Raw genomic sequence first — 21,320 nt, forward strand, 5'->3', positions numbered from 1 at the left:
GCTTTGTCTGCGCTGTGGCCGGTACTTTTTTATACCGGCCGATCAGGCAGTGCAACAGGCGGGGTGTGTCGCGGGGTCAGTTCAGGTGCAAATGCAGGTTGTCGATGAGCCGGGTGGCGCCCAGGTAGGCGGCGACCAGAATCACTACATCCTTGTCGTCAGCGGTGGCCGGGCGCAGGTGCAGGCCCTGGCGGACCTCCAGGTAATCCATGCGAAAACCTGCCGCTTCGATCTGCTGGACCTGTGCGGCACGCAGTTTGGCGAAGTCGCGGTCACCTGCTTCAATCGCTGCGGCAATCTGGCTGAGGCTGCGGTACAGCACCGGTGCGATGGCGCGCTGCTCCTCGGTGAGGTAACCGTTGCGCGACGACAGCGCGAGGCCATCGTCGGCGCGTACGGTCGGCTCGCCGATAATCTGGATCGGCATGTTCAGGTCATGAACCATGGCGCGAATCACCGCCAGTTGCTGGTAGTCCTTCTGGCCAAAGATCGCCAGGTCCGGCTGGACCATGTTGAACAGCTTGCTGACCACCGTGGCCACGCCTTCAAAATGCCCGGGACGGCTGGCGCCGCACAGGCCTTCGGACAGTTGCGGCACGCTGACGCGCGTCTGGCCGGCCATGCCGTCGGGGTACATCTCGTCGACGGTCGGGGCGAACAGCAGGTTGCAGCCGGCCTGCAGCAGTTTCTCCTGGTCGGCCGCGAGGGTGCGTGGGTATTTGTCCAGGTCTTCGCCGGCGCCGAATTGCAGCGGGTTGACGAAAATGCTCGCCACCACGAAGTCCGCTTGTTGCGCGGCTTTGGTCACCAGCGTCGCATGGCCGCTGTGCAGGTTGCCCATGGTGGGCACAAAGCCGATGCGTTTGCCCGCGCTGCGGGCATGGGCGACGGCGGCGCGCAGTTCGCGCACGGTCTTGACGGTGTTCATGCAGAGAATCCGTGTTCGGCGCCCGGGAAGGTGACGGCTTTGACTTCGCTGACATAGGCGGCGATGGCCGATTGAATGCTGTCCTGGCCCGTCATGAAGTTTTTCACGAACTTGGGTACGCGGCCGGAGAGGGACAGGCCCAACATGTCGTGCACTACCAGAACCTGGCCGTCGGTGTCAGCGCCTGCGCCGATACCGATCACCGGTACCTTGACCGCCTGGGTGATTTCCGCTGCCAATTCGCTCGGCACGCACTCCAGCAAAATCATGCACGCGCCGGCCTGCTCAAGGGCGATGGCATCCGCGCGCATCTGGCGCGCCTGGGCTTCGCCGCGGCCTTGTACCTTATAACCGCCGAGGATGTTGACCGACTGCGGCGTCAGGCCCATGTGTGCGCAAACTGGCACGCCGCGTTCGGCCAGCAAGCGGATCGACTCGGCGAGCCAGGCCGCACCTTCAACCTTGACCATGTGCGCACCGGCCCGCATCAGCTTGGCGCTGTTGGTCAGGGTCTGTTCGATGGTGGCGTCGGCCATGAAGGGCAGGTCGGCAATGATGAATGCGCCCTCGTTACCGCGTTTGACGCAGGCGGTGTGGTAGGCGATGTCATCGGTGGTCACGGGCAGGGTGCTGTCATTCCCTTGCAGGACCATTCCCAGGGAGTCCCCCACCAGCAGCACTTCAACGCCAGCCTGGCAACTGGCCTGGGCAAAAGTGGCGTCGTAGCTGGTCAGCATGGTGATTTTTTCACCTTTGAGCTTGAGGCTCTGCAAGGTGCTAAGGGTAACGTTTGGCATGAAAAGGGTCCTCATTCAGGCGCTTGGAAACAGCGAGTAACGCGCGTGAGTCTTCGTTTATACAGGCGCACTTTCTTAAGGATCAGTGCTTATAAGGCCTGGATTGCGCCCTTTAGCGCCGGGTAGGCGGCAGCGGGACGCCTATAGTCGTGAGGAGAACTCTGGAAGTCAATTGGATGTGTTACCGCATTGTTACGGCCGGGGTGTTACCGCTGTTACTGATGCGATTCAGCAGGTCCACCGGTGTATTCAAAGGCGCCGCAGATCACTGTGGGAGCTGGCTTGCCTGCGATTGCATCACCGCGACATACCTGATGCACCGGGTCGTCTGCATCGCAGGCAAGCCAGCTCCCACATGATCGTGTCAGGCCTCCGGCAGGCGTTCCAGGCCGACAAACGGGCAGGCGTGGAGCAGGTCACTCAGCAAGCGGCCATCGGCCAGTTGCAGGCCGGCGGGAGCCAGTTCTGCCAGCGGGTAAAGCACGAATGCCCGCAGGTGCATTTGATAGTGCGGCACCTTCAGGCGCGGCTCATCGATCAGCCGGTCGCCGAATACCAGGATGTCCAGGTCCAGGGTGCGCGGGCCCCAGCGTTCAAGGCGCTCGCGGCCTTGGTCATTCTCGATGGCTTGCAGCGCATCGAGCAGTTCCAGCGGCGCGAGGGCGCTGTCCAGGGCCGCGACCGCATTGGTGTAACGCGGTTGGCCCGGGAGCAGGGAATCACTTTGATAGAAGGCAGAGACGCCCGCCAGCGTGGTGTTTGGCAATTGCGCCAAGGCCTCGACGGCATGGCGCAATTGTTGTTCAGGGGCCGCCAGGTTGCTGCCCATGCCGATGTAGATACGTTCCACGGGCTTACTCGCCAGAGGCGCTCGAGGCATCGCCAGCGCTGCGTTTGCGCTTGCTGCCACTGCTACGGCGACGTTTTTTCGGCCCATCGCCGCTGGCTTCGCCTTTGCTGCCGAGCTCTTTGATCATCTCGCGGCGCTGGCTGTCGTTGGCGTCCTGATAGTCGGTCCACCATTCGCCCAGGCCGTCAGTCTGCTCGCCGGCGCTTTCGCGCAACAGCAGGAAGTCGTAGCCGGCCCGGAAGCGCGGGTTGTCCAGGAGTAGGTCGGCGCGTTTGCCGCTGCGGCGTGGCAGGCGCTCCTGCATGTCCCAGATCTCGCGGATCGGCATGGTGAAGCGTTTCGGAATGGCGATGCGCTGGCATTGCTCGGCGATCAGCTCGTGAGCCGCTTCCTGCATGGCCGGAATCGCCGGCATGCCACGGTCTTGCAGGCGCATCACACGTTTTGGCAGCGCTGGCCACAACAGGGCGGCAAACAGGAACGCCGGGGTGACCGGTTTGTTCTGCTTGATGCGCAGGTCTGTGTTGATCAAGGCTTCACTGATCAGCGTGTGGGTGTAGGTCGGGTTGTACTCCAGTGCTTCGGCGCTGGCCGGGAACAATGGGTCGAACAACTGCAGGTCTACCAGCATTTCGAAGGTGTCGGCGGCATAGCCGGAGAGGAACAGCTTGAGCACCTCTTCGAACAACCGGGCCGACGGGATTTCCCGCAGCATCGGTGCCAGGTCGCGAATCGGCGCGGCCGTGTGTTTCTCGATCCCGAAGTTCAGCTTGGCGGCAAAGCGCACGGCCCGCAGCATCCGTACCGGGTCTTCCTGGTAGCGTTGCGTCGGGTCGCCGATCAGTCGCAGCAGGTTGTTGCGGATGTCGTGTACGCCATTGGCGTAATCGAGGATGCGCTCGCTGACCGGGTCGTAATACAGGGCATTGATGGTGAAGTCGCGGCGTTGCGCGTCTTCTTCCAGGGTGCCGTAGACATTGTCCCGCAGGATGCGTCCGCTTTCATTGCGGGAAGACTGGTTAGTGTCTTCTTCTTCATCGTTTTGCGGGTGGTTGGCGCGGAAGGTCGCGACCTCGATGATCTCGCGACCGAAGTGGATGTGCACCAACTTGAAGCGCCGACCGATGATCCGCGCATTGCGGAATTCGGCACGCACCTGTTCCGGCGTGGCGCTGGTGGCGACGTCGAAATCCTTGGGAGTGATATTGAGCAACATGTCGCGCACGCAACCGCCAACCAGGTAAGCCTGGTAGCCGGCGTTCTGCAAACGTTCGACGATGTTCACCGCATAACGGCTGAACTGGGCGCGTTGCAGCGAATGCTGGCTGCTATTGAGCACTTCAGGCGTGCTGCGTTTGTGTTGCGTACGACGCAAGGGAGAACGGAATGACTGGAACAACTTCTTCAGCATGGGATGCACTGTTTGAAGGAATGTTCGGCCATAACGAAGAATGACCGCATGATGGGCGGGGATTCTAGCATTTAGTCAGGGGATGGTGTAGGAACTAGCTGCAAGGCTTGAGCCAGAAGCTTAAAAAGAAGGGGGGCAAGCGCCAAATCGCAGAAACTACAAGGGGAGCCGAAGCTCCCCCAGAAGTAGTTGCGTGCTCTATTTTTATTATTGGTTTCGGGCTTCTTGTTTTTGTTGATCGCCCTCGCCATGAAGCTTCACCTTCATGACACTCCCAATCGGGAGCCAAGAGCAAACGGATTGCTTTGGTCGCTGTGTTGCTGATCTACGATCCAACCAGTTCAGGCTCTGCCTTAGGGCAGTTTTTGTTGTTCTCGGCCTGGTTGCGGGGCAAGCCCCAAATGCAACGCCTCTCCAAAAGAATCAGTTAGCTGCGCCTCCGCCGTGTTGTTTTTGTTATGCGTGAGTCGATTCGTCTTATTTTTATTGTCTTGTACATTTGCTTGTTATTGTTTTTGTACTAAGCATATAGCAGGGTGCGTGCCAACTTTTGCGAGGCCCAGCAAAATAAGGGGTTTGGGGCGCTTTCGGGTTTTTTGAAGGCGAAAAAAAGCCGGGGCTTCGTTACCGTAAGCCCCGGCTTTTGTTACGTGAAAAATCAGCGGTAACAGTTTTTTCACATCTGAGGGTGTTACCTGTGGGGGCGACCCACTCAGCTTTCGCTGGCAACCCCGGTCTTGCGCCGCGGAATGCCCAGGCGCTGGCGCCGTTCCCACAGGCATTTACGGCTGACGCCCAGTTTGCGCGCCAGTTCGGTCTCGGTCATGTGGTCCTGGTGCTCGAGGACGAAATGCTGGAAGTAATCTTCCAGTGACAAATCTTCCGTCGGCTCGTGGCTGTTGTTACTGCCACCCTGCTGCGGCGGCAAGCCAATGAAGTCGTCATCGTCCAGGTCGCTGAGCTCGATATCGATCCCCAGCAGCTCGGCGGAAATTTCCGGGCTCTCCGACAGAATCACCGCACGTTCTACCGCGTTCTCCAGTTCCCGCACGTTACCGGGCCAAGAGTAGTGGCGGATGGCCTGTTCGGCATCGGCGGCAAACTTCAGGTCGGTACGGTTGATGCGCGCACTCTGGCGTGCCAGGAAGGCCGTGGCGATCTCGTTGACGTCGGCACCGCGCTCACGCAGGGCTGGCAGTTTGAGAGCGATCACGTGCAGGCGGTAATAAAGGTCTTCACGGAACTGGCCGATCTTGGCCAGACTTTTGAGGTCACGGTGAGTGGCCGCAATCAGCCGTACGTCGACCTTCTGCGATTGCACGGAGCCGACGCGGCGGATTTCGCCTTCCTGCAACACGCGTAGCAAGCGCGCCTGGGCTTCCAGTGGCAGCTCGCCAATCTCGTCGAGAAACAGTGTGCCGCCGTCGGCAGCTTCAACCAAACCCGCACGGCCAGCGCTGGCGCCGGTAAAGGCACCTTTTTCATGGCCGAACAATTCGGATTCGATCAGGGATTCAGGGATCGCCGCGCAGTTCACCGAGATCATCGGTGCCTTGGCGCGCTTGGACAGGTTGTGCAGGGCGCGAGCCACCAGTTCTTTACCGGTACCGGACTCGCCCTGGATCAATACATTGGAGTCAGTCGGCGCCACCTTGCGGATCTTGCTGTACAGGTCCTGCATCGGTGGGCAGGAGCCGATGATGCCGATTTCGCCGTTACTGTTATCAGCGCCGGGTTTTTCTGCGCCGTTGACGGCCTTGCCCGCAGCCGGGCGTTCAGCCGGTGTGCTGCTGGCAGATTGGCGGTCACGCAGGATGCGGGCCACGGCCTGGAGCATCTCATCGTGGTCGAAAGGCTTGGCGATGTAGTCCACCGCGCCCATCTTCATCGAGTCCACAGCCGAACGCAGGCTGGCGTAGCTGGTCATGATCAGCACCGGGGTGCCTTGGCCGAGCTTGATCAGCTCGGTGCCAGGGGCGCCCGGCAAACGCAGGTCACTGACGATCAGGTCGAACGTGGGAATGCTGAAACGCTCCTGGGCTTCCTGCACCGAGCCGGCTTCGCTGACCTGGTACTGATTACGTTCAAGCAGGCGACGCAAGGCAGAGCGGATAATGGTTTCGTCTTCGACGATCAAAATGTGCGGCATTGATTCAACTCTCTCGACGGTCTCAGTTCACAGCGGACGTCGCTTCGACATGACGCGGCAAGGTCACCCGAATACGGGTGCCGCGTTGGCTTTCGGTGTCAGCCGGGCTGTCGATGGTGATTTGTCCATAATGCTCTTCAACGATGGAATAGACCAGTGCAAGGCCCAGACCGGTACCTTCACCCGGATCCTTGGTGGTGAAGAAGGGTTCGAACAATCGGTCCATGATGTTCTGTGGAATGCCGCTGCCTTCGTCCTCCACGATCAGATCGACCGTGTGCTCGAAAGCCTCGCTCTTGACCCGTACTGCGCTGCCGGCCGGCGATGCGTCGCGGGCGTTGGACAGCAGGTTGATCAGCACTTGGGCCAGGCGTTGTGAATCACCGTCGACCCAGTGTTCCGGGTCGCACAGATTGAAGAACTGTACTTCGAAATTGCGCCGGTTCAAGGCCAGCAGCCCAATGGCATCCTGAGCCACTTCGGCCAGGCACACGGCCTCGTCATGATTCTGATGGGCGCCGGCGTGGGCAAAGCTCATCAGCGACTGCACGATGCGCGAAACACGCTTGGTCTGCTCAAGTATCTGCCCGCTGATCTCGATGATTTCGCCGTCTTCCTCGCGCTCTTCCCGCAGGTTTTGCGCGAGGCACGCGATACCGGTGATCGGATTGCCGATTTCATGGGCCACGCCGGCCGCCAGGCGCCCGATGCTGGCCAGGCGCTCGGAGTGCACCAGCTTGTCTTCGAGCATCTGGGTTTCGGTCAGATCTTCCACCAGCAGCACCAGGCCGCTGTTGCCGGGCGCCAATGGCTCGTCGATAGCGGCCTTGTGCAGGTTGAGCCAGCGGGTCTGGCCGTCCAGCGCCAGGTGCTGTTTGTGCAAGTGTTCGTCGGGCAGGTTGATGAAGCCCTGGAGCAATTCTTTCCACGGGTCGCCAATGGTGTTCAGGCGCGAGCCCACCACGCGCTGGGCGGCGATGCCAGTGAGCTCTTCCATGGCCTTGTTCCACATCAGGATCTCTTGATCCTTGGCCAGGGAGCAGACGCCCATCGGCAGTTCCTGCAACGTCTGGCGGTGATAGCGGCGCAAGGCGTCGAGTTCGGCGGCGAGGCCGGTGAGGCGCGAGTGGTAATCCTCCAGCCGGCTTTCGATGAAGTGGATGTCTTCGGTCACGTAGTTTTCGCCGCCGGCCTTGTAGGGCAGGAAGGTCTCGACCATGTCCTGGGACACACTCGGGCCCATCAGGCCGGAAAGGTTGGCTTCGATACGGTCACGCAGGCGGCGCAAGGCGTAAGGCCGGCGCTCGTCGAACGGCAGGTAAAGATCGCGCAGGGCCTGTTCGACTTCCTTTTGCGCGGCCTTGGCGCCCAGCGGCTTGGCCAGTTGCGTGGCGAATTCCTGGGGTGATGCGGCGTGCAGTTCACGGCGTTGCGGGCGGCGTACGTTATCCACCGCGCAGGCTTCGGCGGCGCTGGTTTCTTCGGGGCTGGCGTTGGTGAACAGCGAGATCAGGGTGAACATCAGTACGTTTGCAGCCAGCGAGGCAATCGCAGCCATGTGCCAGCTGGTGTCATCCAGCACGTAGATCATGTTCAACAGCGGGATGTAGAAGCCCTGCAGATTGCCCACCAGCGGCAACAGCATGGTTACGGTCCACACCAGGATCCCGGCCAGCAGCCCGGCGATAAATCCACGGCGGTTGGCAGTCGGCCAGTACAGCACCGACAACACGCCCGGCAGGAACTGCAAGGTGGCGACGAAGGCGACAATGCCCAGGTTGGCCAGGTCCTGCTCGGCGCCCAGCAACAGGTAGAAACCATAGCCGGCCATGATGATCGCGACGATCAGGGCCCGGCGGGTCCATTTCAGCCAGCGGTAGATATTGCCTTCGGCCGGCGGTTGGTAGAGCGGCAGCACCAAGTGATTGAGCGCCATCCCCGACAGCGCCAGGGTGCTGACGATGATCAGCCCGCTGGAGGCCGATAACCCGCCGACATACGCCAAAAGCGCCAGAGACTTGCTGTTCGCGGCAATGCCGACGCCCAGGGTGAAGTATTCCGGATTGGTGGTGGCGCCAAGCTTCAGGCCGGCCCAGAGGATCAGCGGCACCGCCAGGCTCATCAGCAGCAGGAACAGCGGCAAGCCCCAGCTGGCGCTGACCAGCGAGCGCGGGTTGAGGTTCTCGGTGAAGGTCATGTGGTACATGTGCGGCATCACGATGGCCGAGGCGAAAAATACCAACAGCAGCGTGCGCCATGGGCCTTCCTGCAACGGTGTGTGCAGCGCGGCCAGGGCAGTCTGGTTTTGCAGCAGCCACAGTTCCAGCTGTTGCGGGCCGTCGAATACGCCATACAGCGCATACAGGCCTACGCCGCCAATGGCGATCAGCTTGATCACCGATTCAAACGCGATGGCGAACACCAGGCCTTCGTGTTTCTCACGGGTAGCGATATGCCGTGAGCCAAAGAAAATCGTGAACAGGGTGATCAGTGCGCAGAAGCTCAATGCAACACGGTGTTGTACCGGCTCGCGGGTCAGGATGCTGATGGAATCGGCCACGGCCTGAATCTGCAAGGCCAGCAGCGGCAGCACGCCGATCAGCATGAAGATGGTGGTCAGCGCACCGGCCCAGGTGCTGCGAAAACGGAAGGCAAACAGGTCGGCCAGGGACGACAGCTGGTAGGTGCGGGTGATTTTCAGGATCGGATACAGCAGCACCGGCGCCAGCAAGAACGCCCCGGACACCCCGAGGTAGCTCGAAAGAAAGCCATAACCGTACTGATAGGCCAGGCCCACCGTGCCATAAAACGCCCAGGCGCTGGCGTACACGCCCAGGGACAAGGTGTAGGTCAACGGATGGCGAATGATCGCCCGCGGAATCATTCCACGTTCACTGATCCAGGCTACCCCGAACAGCGCGGCCAGGTAGGCGGCGCTGATCAGCAGCATCTCGGTCAGGCTAAAGCTCATCGGCATCTTTTTGGCTCTGCAGGATGAAAGTCACGACGATCAGAATCAGCCAAAGCAGATAGGGCCGGTACCAGGCGCCTGTGGCGTCGATCCACCAATCCATGATGGCGGGAGAAAACAGGTAGATCCCGACGACCAGCAGCAGGACCAATCGATAGATGTACATGTTGGCCTCTGATTGAAAAACTGCGGCGATGGTAACGGATGGCTCGCAAGCTGCAAGCGCCTTCAGCGCAATTGCGCTTCGGCCAGTGTGAGTGTGCGCGGGATCTGCGCGGCGTCCCAGTGTTGAATGCCCCAATCCAGCAGTTCCCGTGGGCTGGCGTGGTTCAGTTCGTCGCCCGCTGGCTGGCCGAGGGCACGCAGGGCTCTTAACAGCAAAGGCGTCGCTTGGTCCGTGGTCAAGGGCGGTGAGCGGTAGGATTTGCCCAATTTGTTACCGTCCGGCTGGATGATCAGCGGCACATGCAGGTAACGCGGTTGGGGCAGGCCGAGCAGTTCCTGCAGGTACAGCTGGCGCGGTGTGGAGTCGAGCAGGTCGGCGCCGCGCACGATGTCGGTAATGCCTTGCCAGGCGTCATCAAGGACCACGGCCAGTTGGTAGGCATAGAGGCCGTCCCGGCGGCGGATGATGAAATCGCCTACGTCGCGCCCCAGATGTTGTCGGAATTCGCCTTGTACGCGATCGGTGAAATGATATTCCAGCTCCGGCACCCGCAGGCGGATGGCGGCATCTTGCTGGTCATGGCCGGCATTGCGGCACAGCCCCGGATATATCCCGTTGTAGGGTTCCAGTTGCTTGCGCGAACAGGTGCAGGCGTAGGCCAGGCCGTGATTGAACAGGCGGTTGAGCACTTCAGCGTAGGCATCATGCCGCTCGCTTTGTCGGACCAATTCCCCGTCCCATTCGAAGCCGTAGCGTTCCAGGGCATTGAGAATGGCTGCCTGGGCGCCAGGCTCTTCCCGCGGCGGATCGAGATCTTCCATGCGCATCAGCCAGCGGCCTTGATTGGCGCGGGCGTCGAGGTAGGAGGCGAGGGCGGCGACCAGGGAACCGAAGTGCAGGTGTCCGCTGGGCGTGGGGGCGAAACGCCCGATATAGGAGGAGGCAGTCATGGGCCGGATATTACTGGAAAACCGTCAAACGCCAGAAACAAAAATGGGGCGTTCGCACGCCCCATTTGTTCAGCCCGGCAATGATTACTTGCCGACCTGTTTTTCCTTGATTTCGGCCAAGGTCTTGCAGTCCACGCACAAGTCGGCGGTAGGACGCGCTTCCAGGCGACGAATACCGATCTCGACGCCGCAGGACTCGCACCAGCCATACTCTTCGTCTTCGATGAGCTGCAGGGTCTTGTCGATTTTCTTGATCAGCTTGCGCTCGCGATCACGGGCGCGCAGTTCAAGGGCGAACTCTTCTTCCTGGCTGGCACGGTCTGCCGGGTCGGGGAAGTTGGCCGCTTCGTCCTTCATATGGTCAACGGTACGGTCAACCTCTTGCATCAAGTCCTGTTTCCACTGCTTCAGGATCTTGGAGAAGTGTTCGCGCATGGGCTTGCCCATGTATTCCTCACCCTTCGCCTCGACGTAGGGTTGGAAGCCGCTGATGCTCTGTTGCTTTGCTTGGGTGGGCATGAATGGACCGCCTCTCACTCTTCTAATCCATTGCGCAGGATTGCAACATCACCGACACCTGCCGGCCCTGCGGCTGCAAGCGGGCGAACTTACCAGATAGATTCGGGGTGCGCCACTCCCGGTTGTCGAGGCACCGTCTCCTGAGGCTTGCAAACCGCCGCAGGCCCCAGCAGGGCGGGCTTGTACGGTCTCGAATGTTGATTTTAGCTGTTTTGCAGGTAGTTGCCCGCCGTGCTCGCTACAGGTATTCGGGCAATAGAGCGGGTTTTGCGCGGCGGGTTGGGTAGAATCGGGGTTTGTCCTCACAGTTAAGGAAGGCTAATGGCTCAGCCCTACAGTGCGCGCAGCCGCGCTATCGAACCTTTCCATGTCATGGCGTTGCTGGCGCGGGCCAATGAATTGCAGGCCGCCGGTCACGACGTGATTCACCTGGAAATCGGCGAGCCGGACTTCACCACCGCCGAGCCCATCATCAAGGCCGGGCAAGCGGCGCTGGCCAATGGCAAGACTCGCTACACCGCGGCCCGCGGGCTGCCGGAGCTGCGCGAAGCCATCAGCGGTTTCTACCAGCAGCGTTATGGGTTGAGCATCGACCCTGAGCGAATTCTGATTACACCAGGCGGCTCGGGCGCCTTGTTGCTGGCGAGCAGCCTACTGGTGGATCCCGGCAAGCACTGGCTGCTGGCAGACCCTGGCTATCCGTGCAACCGTCACTTCCTGCGATTGGTAGAAGGCGCGGCGCAACTGGTCCCGGTGGGCCCGGATGTGCGTTATCAACTGACTGCCGACCTGGTGGCACGCCATTGGGACCAGGACAGCGTGGGCGCGTTGGTTGCTTCACCCGCTAACCCCACTGGCACCATCCTGACGCGCGATGAGTTGGCCGGGCTGTCGAGCGCCATCAAGGCGCGCAACGGGCACCTGGTGGTGGATGAGATCTATCACGGCCTGACCTACGGCACCGATGCCGCCAGCGTGCTGGAAGTCGACGATGAAGCCTTCGTTCTAAATAGTTTTTCGAAGTATTTCGGAATGACCGGCTGGCGCCTGGGCTGGCTGGTGGCGCCGCCAGCTGCCGTCGGCGAATTGGAAAAACTCGCGCAGAATCTCTACATCAGTGCGCCGAGCATGGCCCAGCATGCGGCCTTGGCCTGCTTTACCCCGGAAACGTTGAATATTCTTGAGGATCGCCGGGCCGAGTTCGGTCGGCGCCGCGACTTCCTGCTGCCAGCCCTGCGGGAGCTGGGGTTCGGTATCGCCGTTGAGCCGGAGGGCGCGTTCTACCTGTACGCCGATATCAGCGCATTCGGCGGTGATGCCTTCGCTTTCTGCCGGCACTTCCTCGAAACTGAGCACGTAGCGTTCACCCCGGGGTTGGATTTCGGTCGTTATCAAGCCGGTCACCATGTGCGGTTTGCCTACACGCAAAACCTTGATCGCCTGCAGCAAGCCGTTGAACGGATTGCCCGTGGACTACGGAGCTGGCAAGGCTGATGCGCTTTAATCCTCCCCTCGAAGAAGGCCGGCTGATTCGCCGTTACAAGCGTTTTCTCGCCGATATCGAATCCGTTACCGGCGAGTTGCTGACCATTCACTGCCCGAACACCGGCTCGATGTTCAACTGCATGGTGGAAGGTGGCCAGGTCTGGTTCAGCCGCTCCAATGACCCCAAGCGCAAGCTGCCCGGCACTTGGGAAATCAGCGAAACCCCACAAGGGCGCCTGGCGTGCGTGAACACGGCGAGGGCCAATCAGTTGGTGGAAGAAGCGCTGCGCGCGGGAGTTATCACCGAGCTCAATGGCTTTACCGCCTTGAAGCGCGAAGTCGCCTACGGCCAGGAAAACAGCCGGATCGATTTCCGCCTGGATTACCCGGCGGGTGCGGCGTATGTCGAAGTCAAAAGCGTCACCCTCGGGTTCGACGGGACCTCCACTGCCGCGTTTCCCGATGCGGTGACCCAGCGTGGGGCCAAGCATCTACGGGAGTTGGCGCACTTGGCGCGTGAAGGCGTGCGGGCGGTGCAACTGTACTGCGTCAACCTCTCGGGGATCGATGCGGTGCGTCCTGCCGAAGAAATTGATGCCGGTTATGCGGCTGCGTTGCGTGAGGCCAAGGCGGCGGGCGTCGAGGTGCTGGCCTATGGCGTGCGGGTGACGTCAGAGGAAATCTGTGTCGACCGTCGCCTGGACGTGGTGCTCGGCGACTAGATCTGCACCCACAGGCCCTGTTCGTCCTCGCGGCCGGGCAGGGCAGTCAGGCTCTGGCCGGCGCAAGGCCCGGCGACGCACTCACCGCTCTCGATCAAAAACAGCGCGCCATGGGTGGCGCACTGGATCAGGCTGGCGCTGGGGTCCAGAAACTGGTCCGGCTGCCATTCCAGCGGCACTCCGCGATGTGGGCAACGGTTGATATAGAAGTAGGCAACCCCTTCGCGGCGCACGGCAAACAGCTTGCGGCCGTCGATATCGAAACCGAGGCTGGTGTTGGGTGCGAGCTCGCTGGAGGCGCAGAGAAACTTCATATCGGTCCTTAAGTGCCGCCGTTTGCGGGCTGCGAGGCTATCCTGAGTTTGCCGGAGAGCCCGGTGCTTGACGTGCAAATGCAAACAATTATCAAATGCCGGCTTCGCCCGTTAGCTGACTGGGCGCTCTGTACGATGTCGGGCAGCGTTGATCTGTCACATTGCGAGTGTTTCAGCGGGCCCACCCCTTGGAAGGAAACCCTTTTATGCGCCTGAGTGCCAGCGCTATCGCGCTCGTTGTCGGACTGCTGGTCAACGCTGGGGCCCAGGCCTCTGAACTGCCACAACGCTGGGTCAGCGCCGGTGGTGCGTTGTCGGAATGGGTGACGGCCCTGGGCGGTGAGTCAAAGTTGGTGGGCGTGGACACCACCAGTCAGCATCCTGAATCCCTCAAGGCGTTACCGAGCATTGGTTATCAGCGTCAGTTGTCGGCGGAAGGCATCCTCAGCCTGCGTCCGCAAATCCTGGTCGGCACCGAAGAAATGGGACCGCCGCCGGTATTGGCGCAAATCCGCAATGCCGGTGTGAAAGTGGAGCTGTTTTCCGCCGAGCCGGACCTGCCAACCCTGCAAGGCAACCTTCAGCATTTGGGCAAGTTACTGGGCAGCGAAGCCAAGGCCGCCGAACTGTTCAGCGGTTACCAGAAACAACTTGATCAACAAAAGAACTGGGTGACCAAGGCCCAGGCCACGCAAAAGGCGCCTGGCGTGTTGCTGCTGCTGGGGCATGCCGGTGGCAAACCGCTGATCGCGGGTAAAGACACGGCGGCTGACTGGATGCTGCAACAGGCCGGCGGCCATAACCTGGCAACCCACAGTGGTTACAAACCGTTTTCCGTGGAATCCCTGGCGGGGCTCAACCCCGAGGTGCTGGTGTTTGCCGATCGTGCCCTGACGGGTGATGCGGCCCGCGCGGCGCTGTTCAAGGAAAATCCGATCCTGGCTTCAACGCCGGCGGCCAAGAACGGGCGCGTCTATGAGCTGGATCCGACCCTGCTGGTGGGCGGGCTGGGGCCGCGCCTGCCGCAAAGTCTGGTGAAGCTGTCTGCCGGGTTCTATCCGTCCCAGGCTAAAACCGCCCCATGACCACTCTGGTTAAACCGCGAACCCTGTTTATCGGCTTGAGCCTGTTGTGTGTGTTGGCGATCTGGTTGTCACTGGCCCTGGGGCCGGTCAGCTTGCCGTTGATGGACACACTGCGGGCAGCCTTGCGCATGCTGGGTGTGCCGATCGAGGCTCAGGGGCTGGAACAGGCTGAGCTGATTCTCGGGCAGATTCGCCTGCCGCGCACACTGTTGGGCCTGGCCGTTGGCGGGGTGTTGGCGCTCTCGGGTGTTGCCATGCAGGGGCTGTTTCGCAACCCATTGGCCGACCCCGGTCTGGTCGGGGTTTCCAGCGGCGCGGCGTTGGGCGCGGCGATTGCGATTGTCGGCGGCGCATTTTTTGGCGGCCTGCCGGATGCTCTCGGGCCGTACCTGCTGTCGTTGTGTGCCTTTCTTGGCGGCTTGGGGGTGACGGCGCTGGTCTATCGCCTGGGCCGGCGCAACGGCCAAACCAATGTCGCGACCATGTTGCTGGCAGGTATCGCCCTGACAGCCCTCGCCAGTTCGGCGGTGGGCCTGTTTACCTACCTGGCGGATGACGCCACCTTGCGCACCCTGACGTTCTGGAACCTGGGCAGCCTGAATGGCGCCAGTTATTCGCGGCTATGGCCGCTGCTGCTGGTGAGCGCCGGCGTAGCGCTGTGGCTGCCGCGTCGGGCGAAGGCGTTGAATGCGCTGCTGCTGGGTGAGTCGGAAGCCAGTCATTTGGGCATTGATGTTGAAGGCCTCAAGCGCGAACTGGTGTTCTGCACCGCGCTGGGTGTGGGCGCGGCCGTGGCGGCGGCGGGGATGATCGGCTTTGTCGGGCTGGTGGTGCCGCATCTGGTCCGCCTGCTGGCGGGGCCCGACCATCGGGTGTTGCTGCCGGCCTCGGTGCTGGCAGGGGCGAGTTTGCTGTTGTTTGCCGATCTGGTGGCTCGCCTGGCCCTGGCGCCGGCGGAATTGCCGATCGGCATTGTTACCGCGTTTATCGGTGCGCCGTTTTTTCTCTACCTGTTGTTGCGAGGGCGCGCCTGATGCTGCGAGTAGAAGACCTGCAGATTCGCCGGGGGCGCAAAACCGTTCTGGCGGATGTCACCCTGGATCTGCTGCCGGGTGAAGTGCTCGGTGTACTGGGTCCCAACGGTGCGGGAAAAAGTACATTGCTCGGTGCGTTATGTGGCGAGTTGCAGCCCGACCAGGGCCGGGTGTTGCTGGATCAGCGCGAGTTGAAGGGCTGGGGCGGCGCGCAACGTGCCCAGCGCCTGGCGGTATTGCCACAGACCTCGACTCTGGATTTTGCATTTCGTGTCGAAGAGGTCGTCGGCATGGGGCGCTTGCCCCATCAGACCGGCCGTGTGCGTGACGACGCAATCATCGACGCCGCCCTGCAGGCCGCCGATGTTGGTCACTTGAGCGGTCGCAGCTACCTGGCGTTGTCGGGCGGCGAGCGCCAGCGCGTGCACCTGGCGCGGGTGCTGGCGCAGCTGTGGCCGGGGGAAGCAGGGCAGACCCTGTTGCTGGATGAGCCAACATCGATGCTCGATCCACTGCACCAGCACACCACCTTGCAGGCAATCCGCACCTTTGCCGACCGCGGCGCTGCAGTACTGGTGATCCTTCACGACCTGAACCTGGCGGCACGCTACTGTGATCGCATCCTGTTGCTGGAGGATGGAAGGCCACATGCTCTGGATACGCCAGCGCAGGTCTTGCGCCCCGAGCCGCTCAAGGCGGTATTTGGGCTGGATGTGTTGGTGCAGCCGCATCCGGAGCGCGGGCACCCGTTGATCATTGCACGCTGAAAATCGCCGCAGTTTTCTACAGGCAAAAAAAGACCCGGCAAGAGCCGGGTCAAATAACCGTGATTAGCCTGATGAGGAGATAATCTGAGAGTCCGAACCAATGGTCTTTCAGTTATCGGCTGATCTCGCGACCAGTTGTGATAATCATAACGATTCTCATTTGAGAGTCAACATTTGTTTTTAAGGTCTCGTTGGATTTCCTCAAACATTCGGTTGGAGTCCCCGGAAACATTGATGAAAATTGCCGTCTCAATTCTTTTGGCGTGCCGAAAGAGCGTCCAGCTGACGGTTCAATGCTTCCTTGCGCTCAACGGGAATGTCATTCCAGTGCACATCCATCAGCGCGCCTTCAATGGCATACAGCAGTACTTTGGATGCTCTGAAGCCCCGGGTACGTACGGCACGGTAAGCGTCGACTGCCCCCAGGCGGCGTAAGTCGGACGCGCTGTGGATGCCCACCGCATGCAGCCATTGCGCCGACGTCTTGCCAAGGTTTTTCAGGTGTTGCAGCTCATCATTCATCAAGCCTCCTTGCGACGGCCGAATGGTTCGGTGGGTATCGTTACCAGGCAAGCCTGAAAGGAGTGTAGCGCTCAGTAGGAAAAGCGTAGTTCTTTGGTCGGCAACGACCTAAAAGCTTCTAAGGCAGGCGGGAATTTGCGTGGGAAAAGGGAGGGCGGCCCGGTACGCATTGCGCGTAGCCGGGTGCCGATTCTGCTGTTCAGCGTGTGCGGTAGCGCAGGCGCGTGCCGAAATTGACGGACATCAGGATCTCGTCGGCGCTCAACTCAGGCGGGAAGTAAGTCCCGGAAATCTGGGCGTGCGCCAGGCTCGCCCCTTCCAGGGGGCACCCACGCAAATCCAGGCCGCGCAAGTCGGCGGAACGGAAGTAAGCGTCGGTGAAATCCACGCCCTCGGCGTTCAGGTCGCGCAAGTCCAGGCCGCGAAAGTCGCCGCCACGCATATCGATGGCGCCGTCTTTCGGGCGCTCCTGGTTGAAGCCTCGGATGTCATCTTTATGCAGAAGCGCGTAAAGCGGGGTATCAAGTAGCTTCGGCTGGCTCACAACGGCGACTCCCGTGTTGGAATTATGACGCCATTATAGTGCCACTATTGCTTGGCCGTGAGCCCCAGGAGGCTACACGACCAAGAAATATTTCTTACAGTCCCGGCAGACGCTGACGAATATGTGCCACCAACGCGTCCAGGGTCCCGCTTTCATTGGTCTCCACGCGTTTGCTGAGTAGCAGCTCTTCGGCGCTGAGTGGATCCCGGGTGGCCTGCTGCTCTTCGATGACGGCCAGGGTGGCGTCGGAAGGATCGTTTTTGTCCGCCTGCCGTTGTGCCAGCCAAGCGGCGATAACGGCCTGTGGCGCATTGCAGTCTAGGATCAGGAACGGCGCGCCGGTGGCCTCGGCGATTTTGGCCGCGGCATCGCGTTGTTCGCGCTTGAGGAAGGTGGCATCCAGGACTACCGGGAAACCGGCGCGCAGCACGGTGTCGGCAATCTCGTTCAAGCGTGTGTAGGTCGCAGCGCTGGCGTCTGCGGCGTAGATGCCGGCCTGCGGCGTGTTCTCGACCTTCTGCTCACCGAACAGGCGCTTGCGCTCCACGTCCGAACGCAGGCGAATCGCCCCCAATGCTTCGACCAGGCGCATGGACACGTGGCTTTTGCCCACGGCCGATACGCCGTGGGTGATGGCCAGGAAGCGCGACGGGATGGTGCTGTAGCTTTCTGCCAGGTTGGCGTAGTTGCGGTATTGACGCAGGGTGGTCGCGCGCTGCACCGCGTCTGCCTCGGAAGGCATGCTGAACAGTGCGACTTTGGCGCGTACCAGGGCGCGATAGGCTTTGTAGAAGTTCAGCACCTCCAGGCCTTGATAGTCGCCGGTCAGCTCCAGGTACTGGCTGATAAAGCGCCGCGCCAGGCTTTTGAGGCCACGGTCTTCAAGGTCCATCGCCAGGAAGCCAGTGTCGGCATACACGTCGGTAAAGCGGAACGGTTCGTTGAACTCGATGCAGTCGAAGATCACCACATGGCCATCAATCATCGTGGCGTTGCCGAGGTGGATATCACCGTGGCATTCGCGAGTGAAACCATTGAGCTTGCGTTGCTCGAACAGCGGCTTGAGACGCTCGAAGCTGCTTTCGGCCCAGGCCTGGAGGGCGTCGAGTTGTACCAGGTCGGCCTTGTCGCTGAGGAACGGACGGATCTGCTCGAAGTTCTGGAGCACCGGCGCCATCACATCGTGCGGGGTGCCGGCGGAGTGGCTGGCGGGTACTTTCGGGGCGTTCAGGTGAAAGTGCGCAATCTGCCTGGCCATCTCGTCGATGTGCGAATTGGTCAGTTCGCCGTTGGCTTGCAGGGTGCTGAGCAGTTGGCTCTGCGGGAACTGGCGCATTTTCAGCACGTAATCAAGCACCGGGCCGTCACCGCCCAATTGTGGTGCTTCGGCACTGCCGGTGATTGGCAACACTTCCAGATACAAATCGTCGGTCAGACGCTGGTTGAGGCGCAGTTCTTCATTGCAAAAGTGGCCCCGGGCTTCCAGGGACGTGAAATCGAGGAAGCCGAAATTGACCGGCTTCTTCATCTTATAGGCGTAGTCACCCGTGAGCAGGACCCAGGAAATATGGGTCTCGATGACTTGGAACTTATCCACAGGATGGGAAAACAGGGCCGGGTTTTGTAGGGCTGCAATCAGGGACTGGCTCACGGGCGATCCTTCAGAGTCTGGGAAAATTCATGGCGGGCATTATGGCTCCTACAGGCGGTCGTGCAAACCGCTGTCCGGCTCATGTTGGTCATCAATAAAGTGCGTATAATCCGCCGCCATGACTCGTACCCGATCTCCCCGTTCCCGTAAAAAACCTCCTTCCCGTGGCCTGCGTCCGTGGCTGGGCTGGGCGCTTAAGCTCAGCCTGGTAGGGCTCGTAGTGATCGCCGGCTTCGCGGTCTACCTCGATGCCGTGGTCCAGGAGAAGTTCTCTGGCAAGCGCTGGACCATTCCGGCCAAGGTGTACGCGCGCCCGCTGGAACTGTTCACCGGCCAGAAGCTGAGCAAGGATGACTTCCTCACCGAACTCGATGCCCTGGGTTATCGCCGCGAGGCCGTGAGCAATGGCCCCGGTGCCGCAGCCGTCAGCGGCAACACCGTCGACTTGAACACCCGCGGCTTCCAGTTCTATGAAGGCCTGGAAAAACCCCAGCCGGTACGCGTGCGTTTCTCTGGCGACTATGTGGCCGAACTGTCCTCGCTCAACGGCTCGAAACTGCCGGTGGTGCGTCTGGAGCCCTTATTGATCGGTGGGATTTATCCTAAAAACCTGGAAGACCGCATCCTGATCAAGATCGATCAGGTGCCGCCTTACCTGCTGGATACCCTGATAGCCGTGGAAGACCGGGATTACTACAGCCACTGGGGTGTATCGCCCAAATCCATCGCGCGTGCCATTTGGGTCAACACCTCTGGCGGCAAGATGACCCAGGGCGGCAGTACGCTGACGCAACAATTGGTCAAGAACTTCTACCTCACCAACGAACGCAGCCTGACCCGTAAACTCACCGAAGCCATGATGGCAATGCTGCTGGAGTTGCATTACAGCAAGCAGGAAATTCTTGAGGCGTACCTCAACGAAGTGTTCGTCGGCCAGGACGGTCAGCGTGCGGTGCACGGTTTCGGTCTGGCCAGCCAGTTCTTCTTCGGCCAGCCGTTGTCGGAGCTGAAGTTGCATCAGGTGGCGTTGCTGGTGGGCATGGTCAAGGGGCCTTCCTACTACAACCCGCGCCGCAACCCGGAGCGTGCGCTGGAGCGGCGCAACCTGGTGCTCGATGTACTTGAGCAGCAAGGTGTCGCCACCCCGGAACAAGTCGCTGCCGCGAAAAAAATGCCACTGGGTGTGACCACCCGCGGCAAGCTTGCCGACAGCTCATTCCCGGGCTTCATCGACCTGGTCAAGCGTCAGTTGCGTGACGACTATCGCGACGAAGACTTGACCGAAGAAGGCCTGCGGATCTTCACCAGTTTCGATCCTATCCTGCAGATGAAGGCCGAAGCCTCGGTCAATGACACCTTCAAGCGCCTGGCGGGCCGTAAAGGCTCCGACGATGTCGAGGCCGCCATGGTAGTGACCAATCCGGAAACCGGTGAAGTCCAGGCCATGATCGGCAGTCGCCAGGCCAGCTTTGCCGGGTTCAACCGGGCGCTGGATGCGGTGCGACCGATCGGCTCGCTGGTCAAGCCGGCGGTGTACCTGACCGCGCTGGAAAAACCGAGCAAGTACACGCTGACCAGTTGGCTGTCCGATGACCCGTTGTCGGTCAAGGGTGCCGATGGCCAGATGTGGACGCCGCATAACTTTGATCGTCGCTCTCACGGTACGATTTTCCTGTATCAGGGGTTGGCGCATTCCTACAACATCTCGACTTCCCGTCTCGGCCTTGAGCTGGGTGTGCCGAATGTCCTCAAGACGCTCGCCCGCTTGGGCATCACTCGCGAGTTCCCGGCGTTCCCTTCGATGCTGTTGGGTGCTGGCGCGATGAGCCCGATGGAAGTGGCGACCATGTACCAGACCCTGGCCAACGGTGGTTTCAATACGCCGATGCGCGGGATCCGCAGCGTGTTGACGGCAGAGGGCGAACCGCTCAAGCGTTATCCGTTCCAGATCCAGCAGCGCTTTGACCCGGCCTCGATCTACCTGATCCAGAACGCCATGCAGCGCGTGATGCGTGAAGGTACCGGGCGCTCGGCCTATAACGTGCTGCCGGCCAACCTGACGCTGGCGGGCAAGAGCGGCACCAGTAACGATTCCCGGGACAGCTGGTTCGCCGGTTTCAGTCAGGACCTGCTGGCGGTGGTCTGGCTGGGGCGCGATGACAACGGCAAGACACCATTCACCGGTGCCACCGGCGCGTTGCAGGTGTGGACCAGTTTCATGAAGAAGGCCGATCCACTGCCGCTGAACATGCCGCAGCCAGACAATATCGTCCAGGCCTGGATCGACCCGCATACCGGCCAGGGTTCCGATGCCAACTGTCCGGGCGCGGTGCAGATGCCGTATATTCGCGGCAGCGAACCGCCTCCCGGTGCAGCGTGCGGCGCCAGTGCGCCCGCCAGCGCTGAATCGGTGATGGATTGGGTCAAGGGCTGGATGAATTAAGCAAAGAGGGTT

19 protein-coding genes are annotated in these 21,320 nt (G+C 61.0%); 6 read left to right on the forward strand and 13 right to left on the reverse strand.

Going from position 1 to position 21,320, the window contains the following annotated elements:
* Window positions 1-76 precede the first annotated feature (76 nt).
* From panC to dksA, 9 genes are all read right to left on the reverse strand, one after another.
* A complete protein-coding gene (gene panC / locus M2400_RS15020; protein ID WP_177042227.1) occupies window positions 77-928 on the reverse strand; it encodes a pantoate--beta-alanine ligase in 852 nt (283 codons plus the stop codon).
* A complete protein-coding gene (gene panB, locus M2400_RS15025) occupies window positions 925-1,725 on the reverse strand; it encodes a 3-methyl-2-oxobutanoate hydroxymethyltransferase (protein WP_177115770.1) in 801 nt (266 codons plus the stop codon). The genes panC and panB overlap by 4 nt, the downstream gene beginning before the upstream one ends.
* A gap of 364 nt (window positions 1,726-2,089) precedes the next feature.
* Window positions 2,090-2,575 carry a 2-amino-4-hydroxy-6-hydroxymethyldihydropteridine diphosphokinase gene (gene folK / locus M2400_RS15030; RefSeq protein WP_177078861.1) on the reverse strand — a complete coding sequence of 162 codons (486 nt, stop codon included), beginning with the start codon at window positions 2,573-2,575 and terminating at the stop codon, window positions 2,090-2,092.
* A 4-nt stretch (window positions 2,576-2,579) separates the two neighbouring features.
* Window positions 2,580-3,986 (reverse strand): polynucleotide adenylyltransferase PcnB, encoded by a 1,407-nt coding sequence (locus M2400_RS15035; protein WP_259196547.1) that lies wholly within the window; start codon window positions 3,984-3,986, stop codon window positions 2,580-2,582.
* Between the two features lie 712 nt (window positions 3,987-4,698).
* Window positions 4,699-6,135, reverse strand: coding sequence for a sigma-54 dependent transcriptional regulator (locus M2400_RS15040; protein ID WP_259196549.1), 1,437 nt, complete (start codon window positions 6,133-6,135; stop codon window positions 4,699-4,701).
* 22 nt (window positions 6,136-6,157) lie between these two features.
* Window positions 6,158-9,112, reverse strand: a complete 2,955-nt coding sequence (locus M2400_RS15045; RefSeq protein WP_023659379.1) for a sensor histidine kinase — start codon at window positions 9,110-9,112, stop codon at window positions 6,158-6,160.
* Complete coding sequence (locus tag M2400_RS15050) at window positions 9,096-9,272, reverse strand: hypothetical protein (protein WP_003176118.1); 177 nt, start codon at window positions 9,270-9,272, stop codon at window positions 9,096-9,098. Before M2400_RS15050 ends, M2400_RS15045 begins: the two co-directional genes overlap by 17 nt.
* A gap of 62 nt (window positions 9,273-9,334) precedes the next feature.
* A complete protein-coding gene (gene gluQRS, locus M2400_RS15055) occupies window positions 9,335-10,222 on the reverse strand; it encodes a tRNA glutamyl-Q(34) synthetase GluQRS (RefSeq protein WP_177129906.1) in 888 nt (295 codons plus the stop codon).
* 84 nt (window positions 10,223-10,306) lie between these two features.
* Window positions 10,307-10,741 carry an RNA polymerase-binding protein DksA gene (gene dksA, locus M2400_RS15060; protein ID WP_003212154.1) on the reverse strand — a complete coding sequence of 145 codons (435 nt, stop codon included), beginning with the start codon at window positions 10,739-10,741 and terminating at the stop codon, window positions 10,307-10,309.
* A gap of 321 nt (window positions 10,742-11,062) precedes the next feature.
* Here dksA and M2400_RS15065 point away from each other — a divergent pair, with 321 nt between their 5' ends.
* Together M2400_RS15065 and sfsA are read left to right on the forward strand one after the other, a co-directional pair.
* Window positions 11,063-12,235 carry a pyridoxal phosphate-dependent aminotransferase gene (locus tag M2400_RS15065; RefSeq protein WP_177078858.1) on the forward strand — a complete coding sequence of 391 codons (1,173 nt, stop codon included), beginning with the start codon at window positions 11,063-11,065 and terminating at the stop codon, window positions 12,233-12,235.
* Entirely contained in the window at window positions 12,235-12,948 is a 714-nt protein-coding gene (gene sfsA / locus M2400_RS15070; RefSeq protein ID WP_259196556.1) for a DNA/RNA nuclease SfsA, read from the forward strand. The genes M2400_RS15065 and sfsA overlap by 1 nt, the downstream gene beginning before the upstream one ends.
* Here the strand turns inward: sfsA and M2400_RS15075 are convergent.
* A complete protein-coding gene (locus tag M2400_RS15075) occupies window positions 12,945-13,262 on the reverse strand; it encodes a Rieske (2Fe-2S) protein (RefSeq protein WP_177078856.1) in 318 nt (105 codons plus the stop codon). The genes sfsA and M2400_RS15075 overlap by 4 nt on opposite strands.
* 206 nt (window positions 13,263-13,468) lie before the next feature.
* On the opposite strand from M2400_RS15075, the gene M2400_RS15080 reads away from it, so the two are divergent.
* From M2400_RS15080 to M2400_RS15090, 3 genes are read left to right on the forward strand one after another with little or no spacing between them, the layout of a single operon-like run.
* On the forward strand, window positions 13,469-14,347 hold the full coding sequence (locus M2400_RS15080) for a hemin ABC transporter substrate-binding protein (RefSeq protein ID WP_177078855.1): 879 nt from the start codon (window positions 13,469-13,471) through the stop codon (window positions 14,345-14,347).
* Window positions 14,348-14,397: 50 nt separating this feature from the next.
* The gene (locus M2400_RS15085) at window positions 14,398-15,381 is read left to right on the forward strand and encodes an iron ABC transporter permease (protein ID WP_177042268.1); all 984 of its coding nucleotides are present in this window, start codon (window positions 14,398-14,400) and stop codon (window positions 15,379-15,381) included.
* Complete coding sequence (locus tag M2400_RS15090) at window positions 15,381-16,148, forward strand: heme ABC transporter ATP-binding protein (protein ID WP_259196562.1); 768 nt, start codon at window positions 15,381-15,383, stop codon at window positions 16,146-16,148. The genes M2400_RS15085 and M2400_RS15090 overlap by 1 nt, the downstream gene beginning before the upstream one ends.
* 249 nt (window positions 16,149-16,397) lie before the next feature.
* Here the strand turns inward: M2400_RS15090 and M2400_RS15095 are convergent, their stop codons facing one another.
* From M2400_RS15095 to M2400_RS15105, 3 genes are all read right to left on the reverse strand, one after another.
* Window positions 16,398-16,670: a TfoX/Sxy family protein gene (locus tag M2400_RS15095; RefSeq protein ID WP_010174414.1), complete on the reverse strand. Its 273-nt coding sequence runs from the start codon at window positions 16,668-16,670 to the stop codon at window positions 16,398-16,400.
* 199 nt (window positions 16,671-16,869) lie between these two features.
* Window positions 16,870-17,214 (reverse strand): pentapeptide repeat-containing protein, encoded by a 345-nt coding sequence (locus tag M2400_RS15100; protein WP_088423518.1) that lies wholly within the window; start codon window positions 17,212-17,214, stop codon window positions 16,870-16,872.
* A 94-nt stretch (window positions 17,215-17,308) separates the two neighbouring features.
* Window positions 17,309-18,865 carry a bifunctional aminoglycoside phosphotransferase/ATP-binding protein gene (locus tag M2400_RS15105; RefSeq protein ID WP_259196566.1) on the reverse strand — a complete coding sequence of 519 codons (1,557 nt, stop codon included), beginning with the start codon at window positions 18,863-18,865 and terminating at the stop codon, window positions 17,309-17,311.
* A gap of 118 nt (window positions 18,866-18,983) precedes the next feature.
* Here M2400_RS15105 and mrcB point away from each other — a divergent pair, with 118 nt between their 5' ends.
* Complete coding sequence (mrcB, locus tag M2400_RS15110; protein ID WP_177042254.1) at window positions 18,984-21,308, forward strand: penicillin-binding protein 1B; 2,325 nt, start codon at window positions 18,984-18,986, stop codon at window positions 21,306-21,308.
* The last annotated feature ends 12 nt before the right edge of the window (window positions 21,309-21,320 follow it).

It is taken from the genome of Pseudomonas sp. BIGb0558 (genome assembly GCF_024807515.1).
Lineage (GTDB): Bacteria > Pseudomonadota > Gammaproteobacteria > Pseudomonadales > Pseudomonadaceae > Aquipseudomonas > Aquipseudomonas yamanorum_A.

Excerpts from the sequence above, each read along its gene's own strand:
- M2400_RS15065 (WP_177078858.1), top strand. The coding sequence starts at position 11,063 with ATGGCTCAGCCCTACAGTGCGCGCAGCCGCGCTATCGAACCTTTCCAT.
- sfsA (WP_259196556.1), top strand. The coding sequence starts at position 12,235 with ATGCGCTTTAATCCTCCCCTCGAAGAAGGCCGGCTGATTCGCCGTTAC.
- M2400_RS15080 (WP_177078855.1), top strand. The coding sequence starts at position 13,469 with ATGCGCCTGAGTGCCAGCGCTATCGCGCTCGTTGTCGGACTGCTGGTC.
- M2400_RS15045 (WP_023659379.1), bottom strand. The coding sequence starts at position 9,112 with ATGCCGATGAGCTTTAGCCTGACCGAGATGCTGCTGATCAGCGCCGCC.
- panB (WP_177115770.1), bottom strand. The coding sequence starts at position 1,725 with ATGCCAAACGTTACCCTTAGCACCTTGCAGAGCCTCAAGCTCAAAGGT.
- M2400_RS15095 (WP_010174414.1), bottom strand. The coding sequence starts at position 16,670 with ATGAATGATGAGCTGCAACACCTGAAAAACCTTGGCAAGACGTCGGCG.
- M2400_RS15090 (WP_259196562.1), top strand. The coding sequence starts at position 15,381 with ATGCTGCGAGTAGAAGACCTGCAGATTCGCCGGGGGCGCAAAACCGTT.
- M2400_RS15050 (WP_003176118.1), bottom strand. The coding sequence starts at position 9,272 with ATGTACATCTATCGATTGGTCCTGCTGCTGGTCGTCGGGATCTACCTG.
- gluQRS (WP_177129906.1), bottom strand. The coding sequence starts at position 10,222 with ATGACTGCCTCCTCCTATATCGGGCGTTTCGCCCCCACGCCCAGCGGA.
- panC (WP_177042227.1), bottom strand. The coding sequence starts at position 928 with ATGAACACCGTCAAGACCGTGCGCGAACTGCGCGCCGCCGTCGCCCAT.
- M2400_RS15040 (WP_259196549.1), bottom strand. The coding sequence starts at position 6,135 with ATGCCGCACATTTTGATCGTCGAAGACGAAACCATTATCCGCTCTGCC.
- dksA (WP_003212154.1), bottom strand. The coding sequence starts at position 10,741 with ATGCCCACCCAAGCAAAGCAACAGAGCATCAGCGGCTTCCAACCCTAC.
- M2400_RS15075 (WP_177078856.1), bottom strand. The coding sequence starts at position 13,262 with ATGAAGTTTCTCTGCGCCTCCAGCGAGCTCGCACCCAACACCAGCCTC.
- M2400_RS15035 (WP_259196547.1), bottom strand. The coding sequence starts at position 3,986 with ATGCTGAAGAAGTTGTTCCAGTCATTCCGTTCTCCCTTGCGTCGTACG.
- mrcB (WP_177042254.1), top strand. The coding sequence starts at position 18,984 with ATGACTCGTACCCGATCTCCCCGTTCCCGTAAAAAACCTCCTTCCCGT.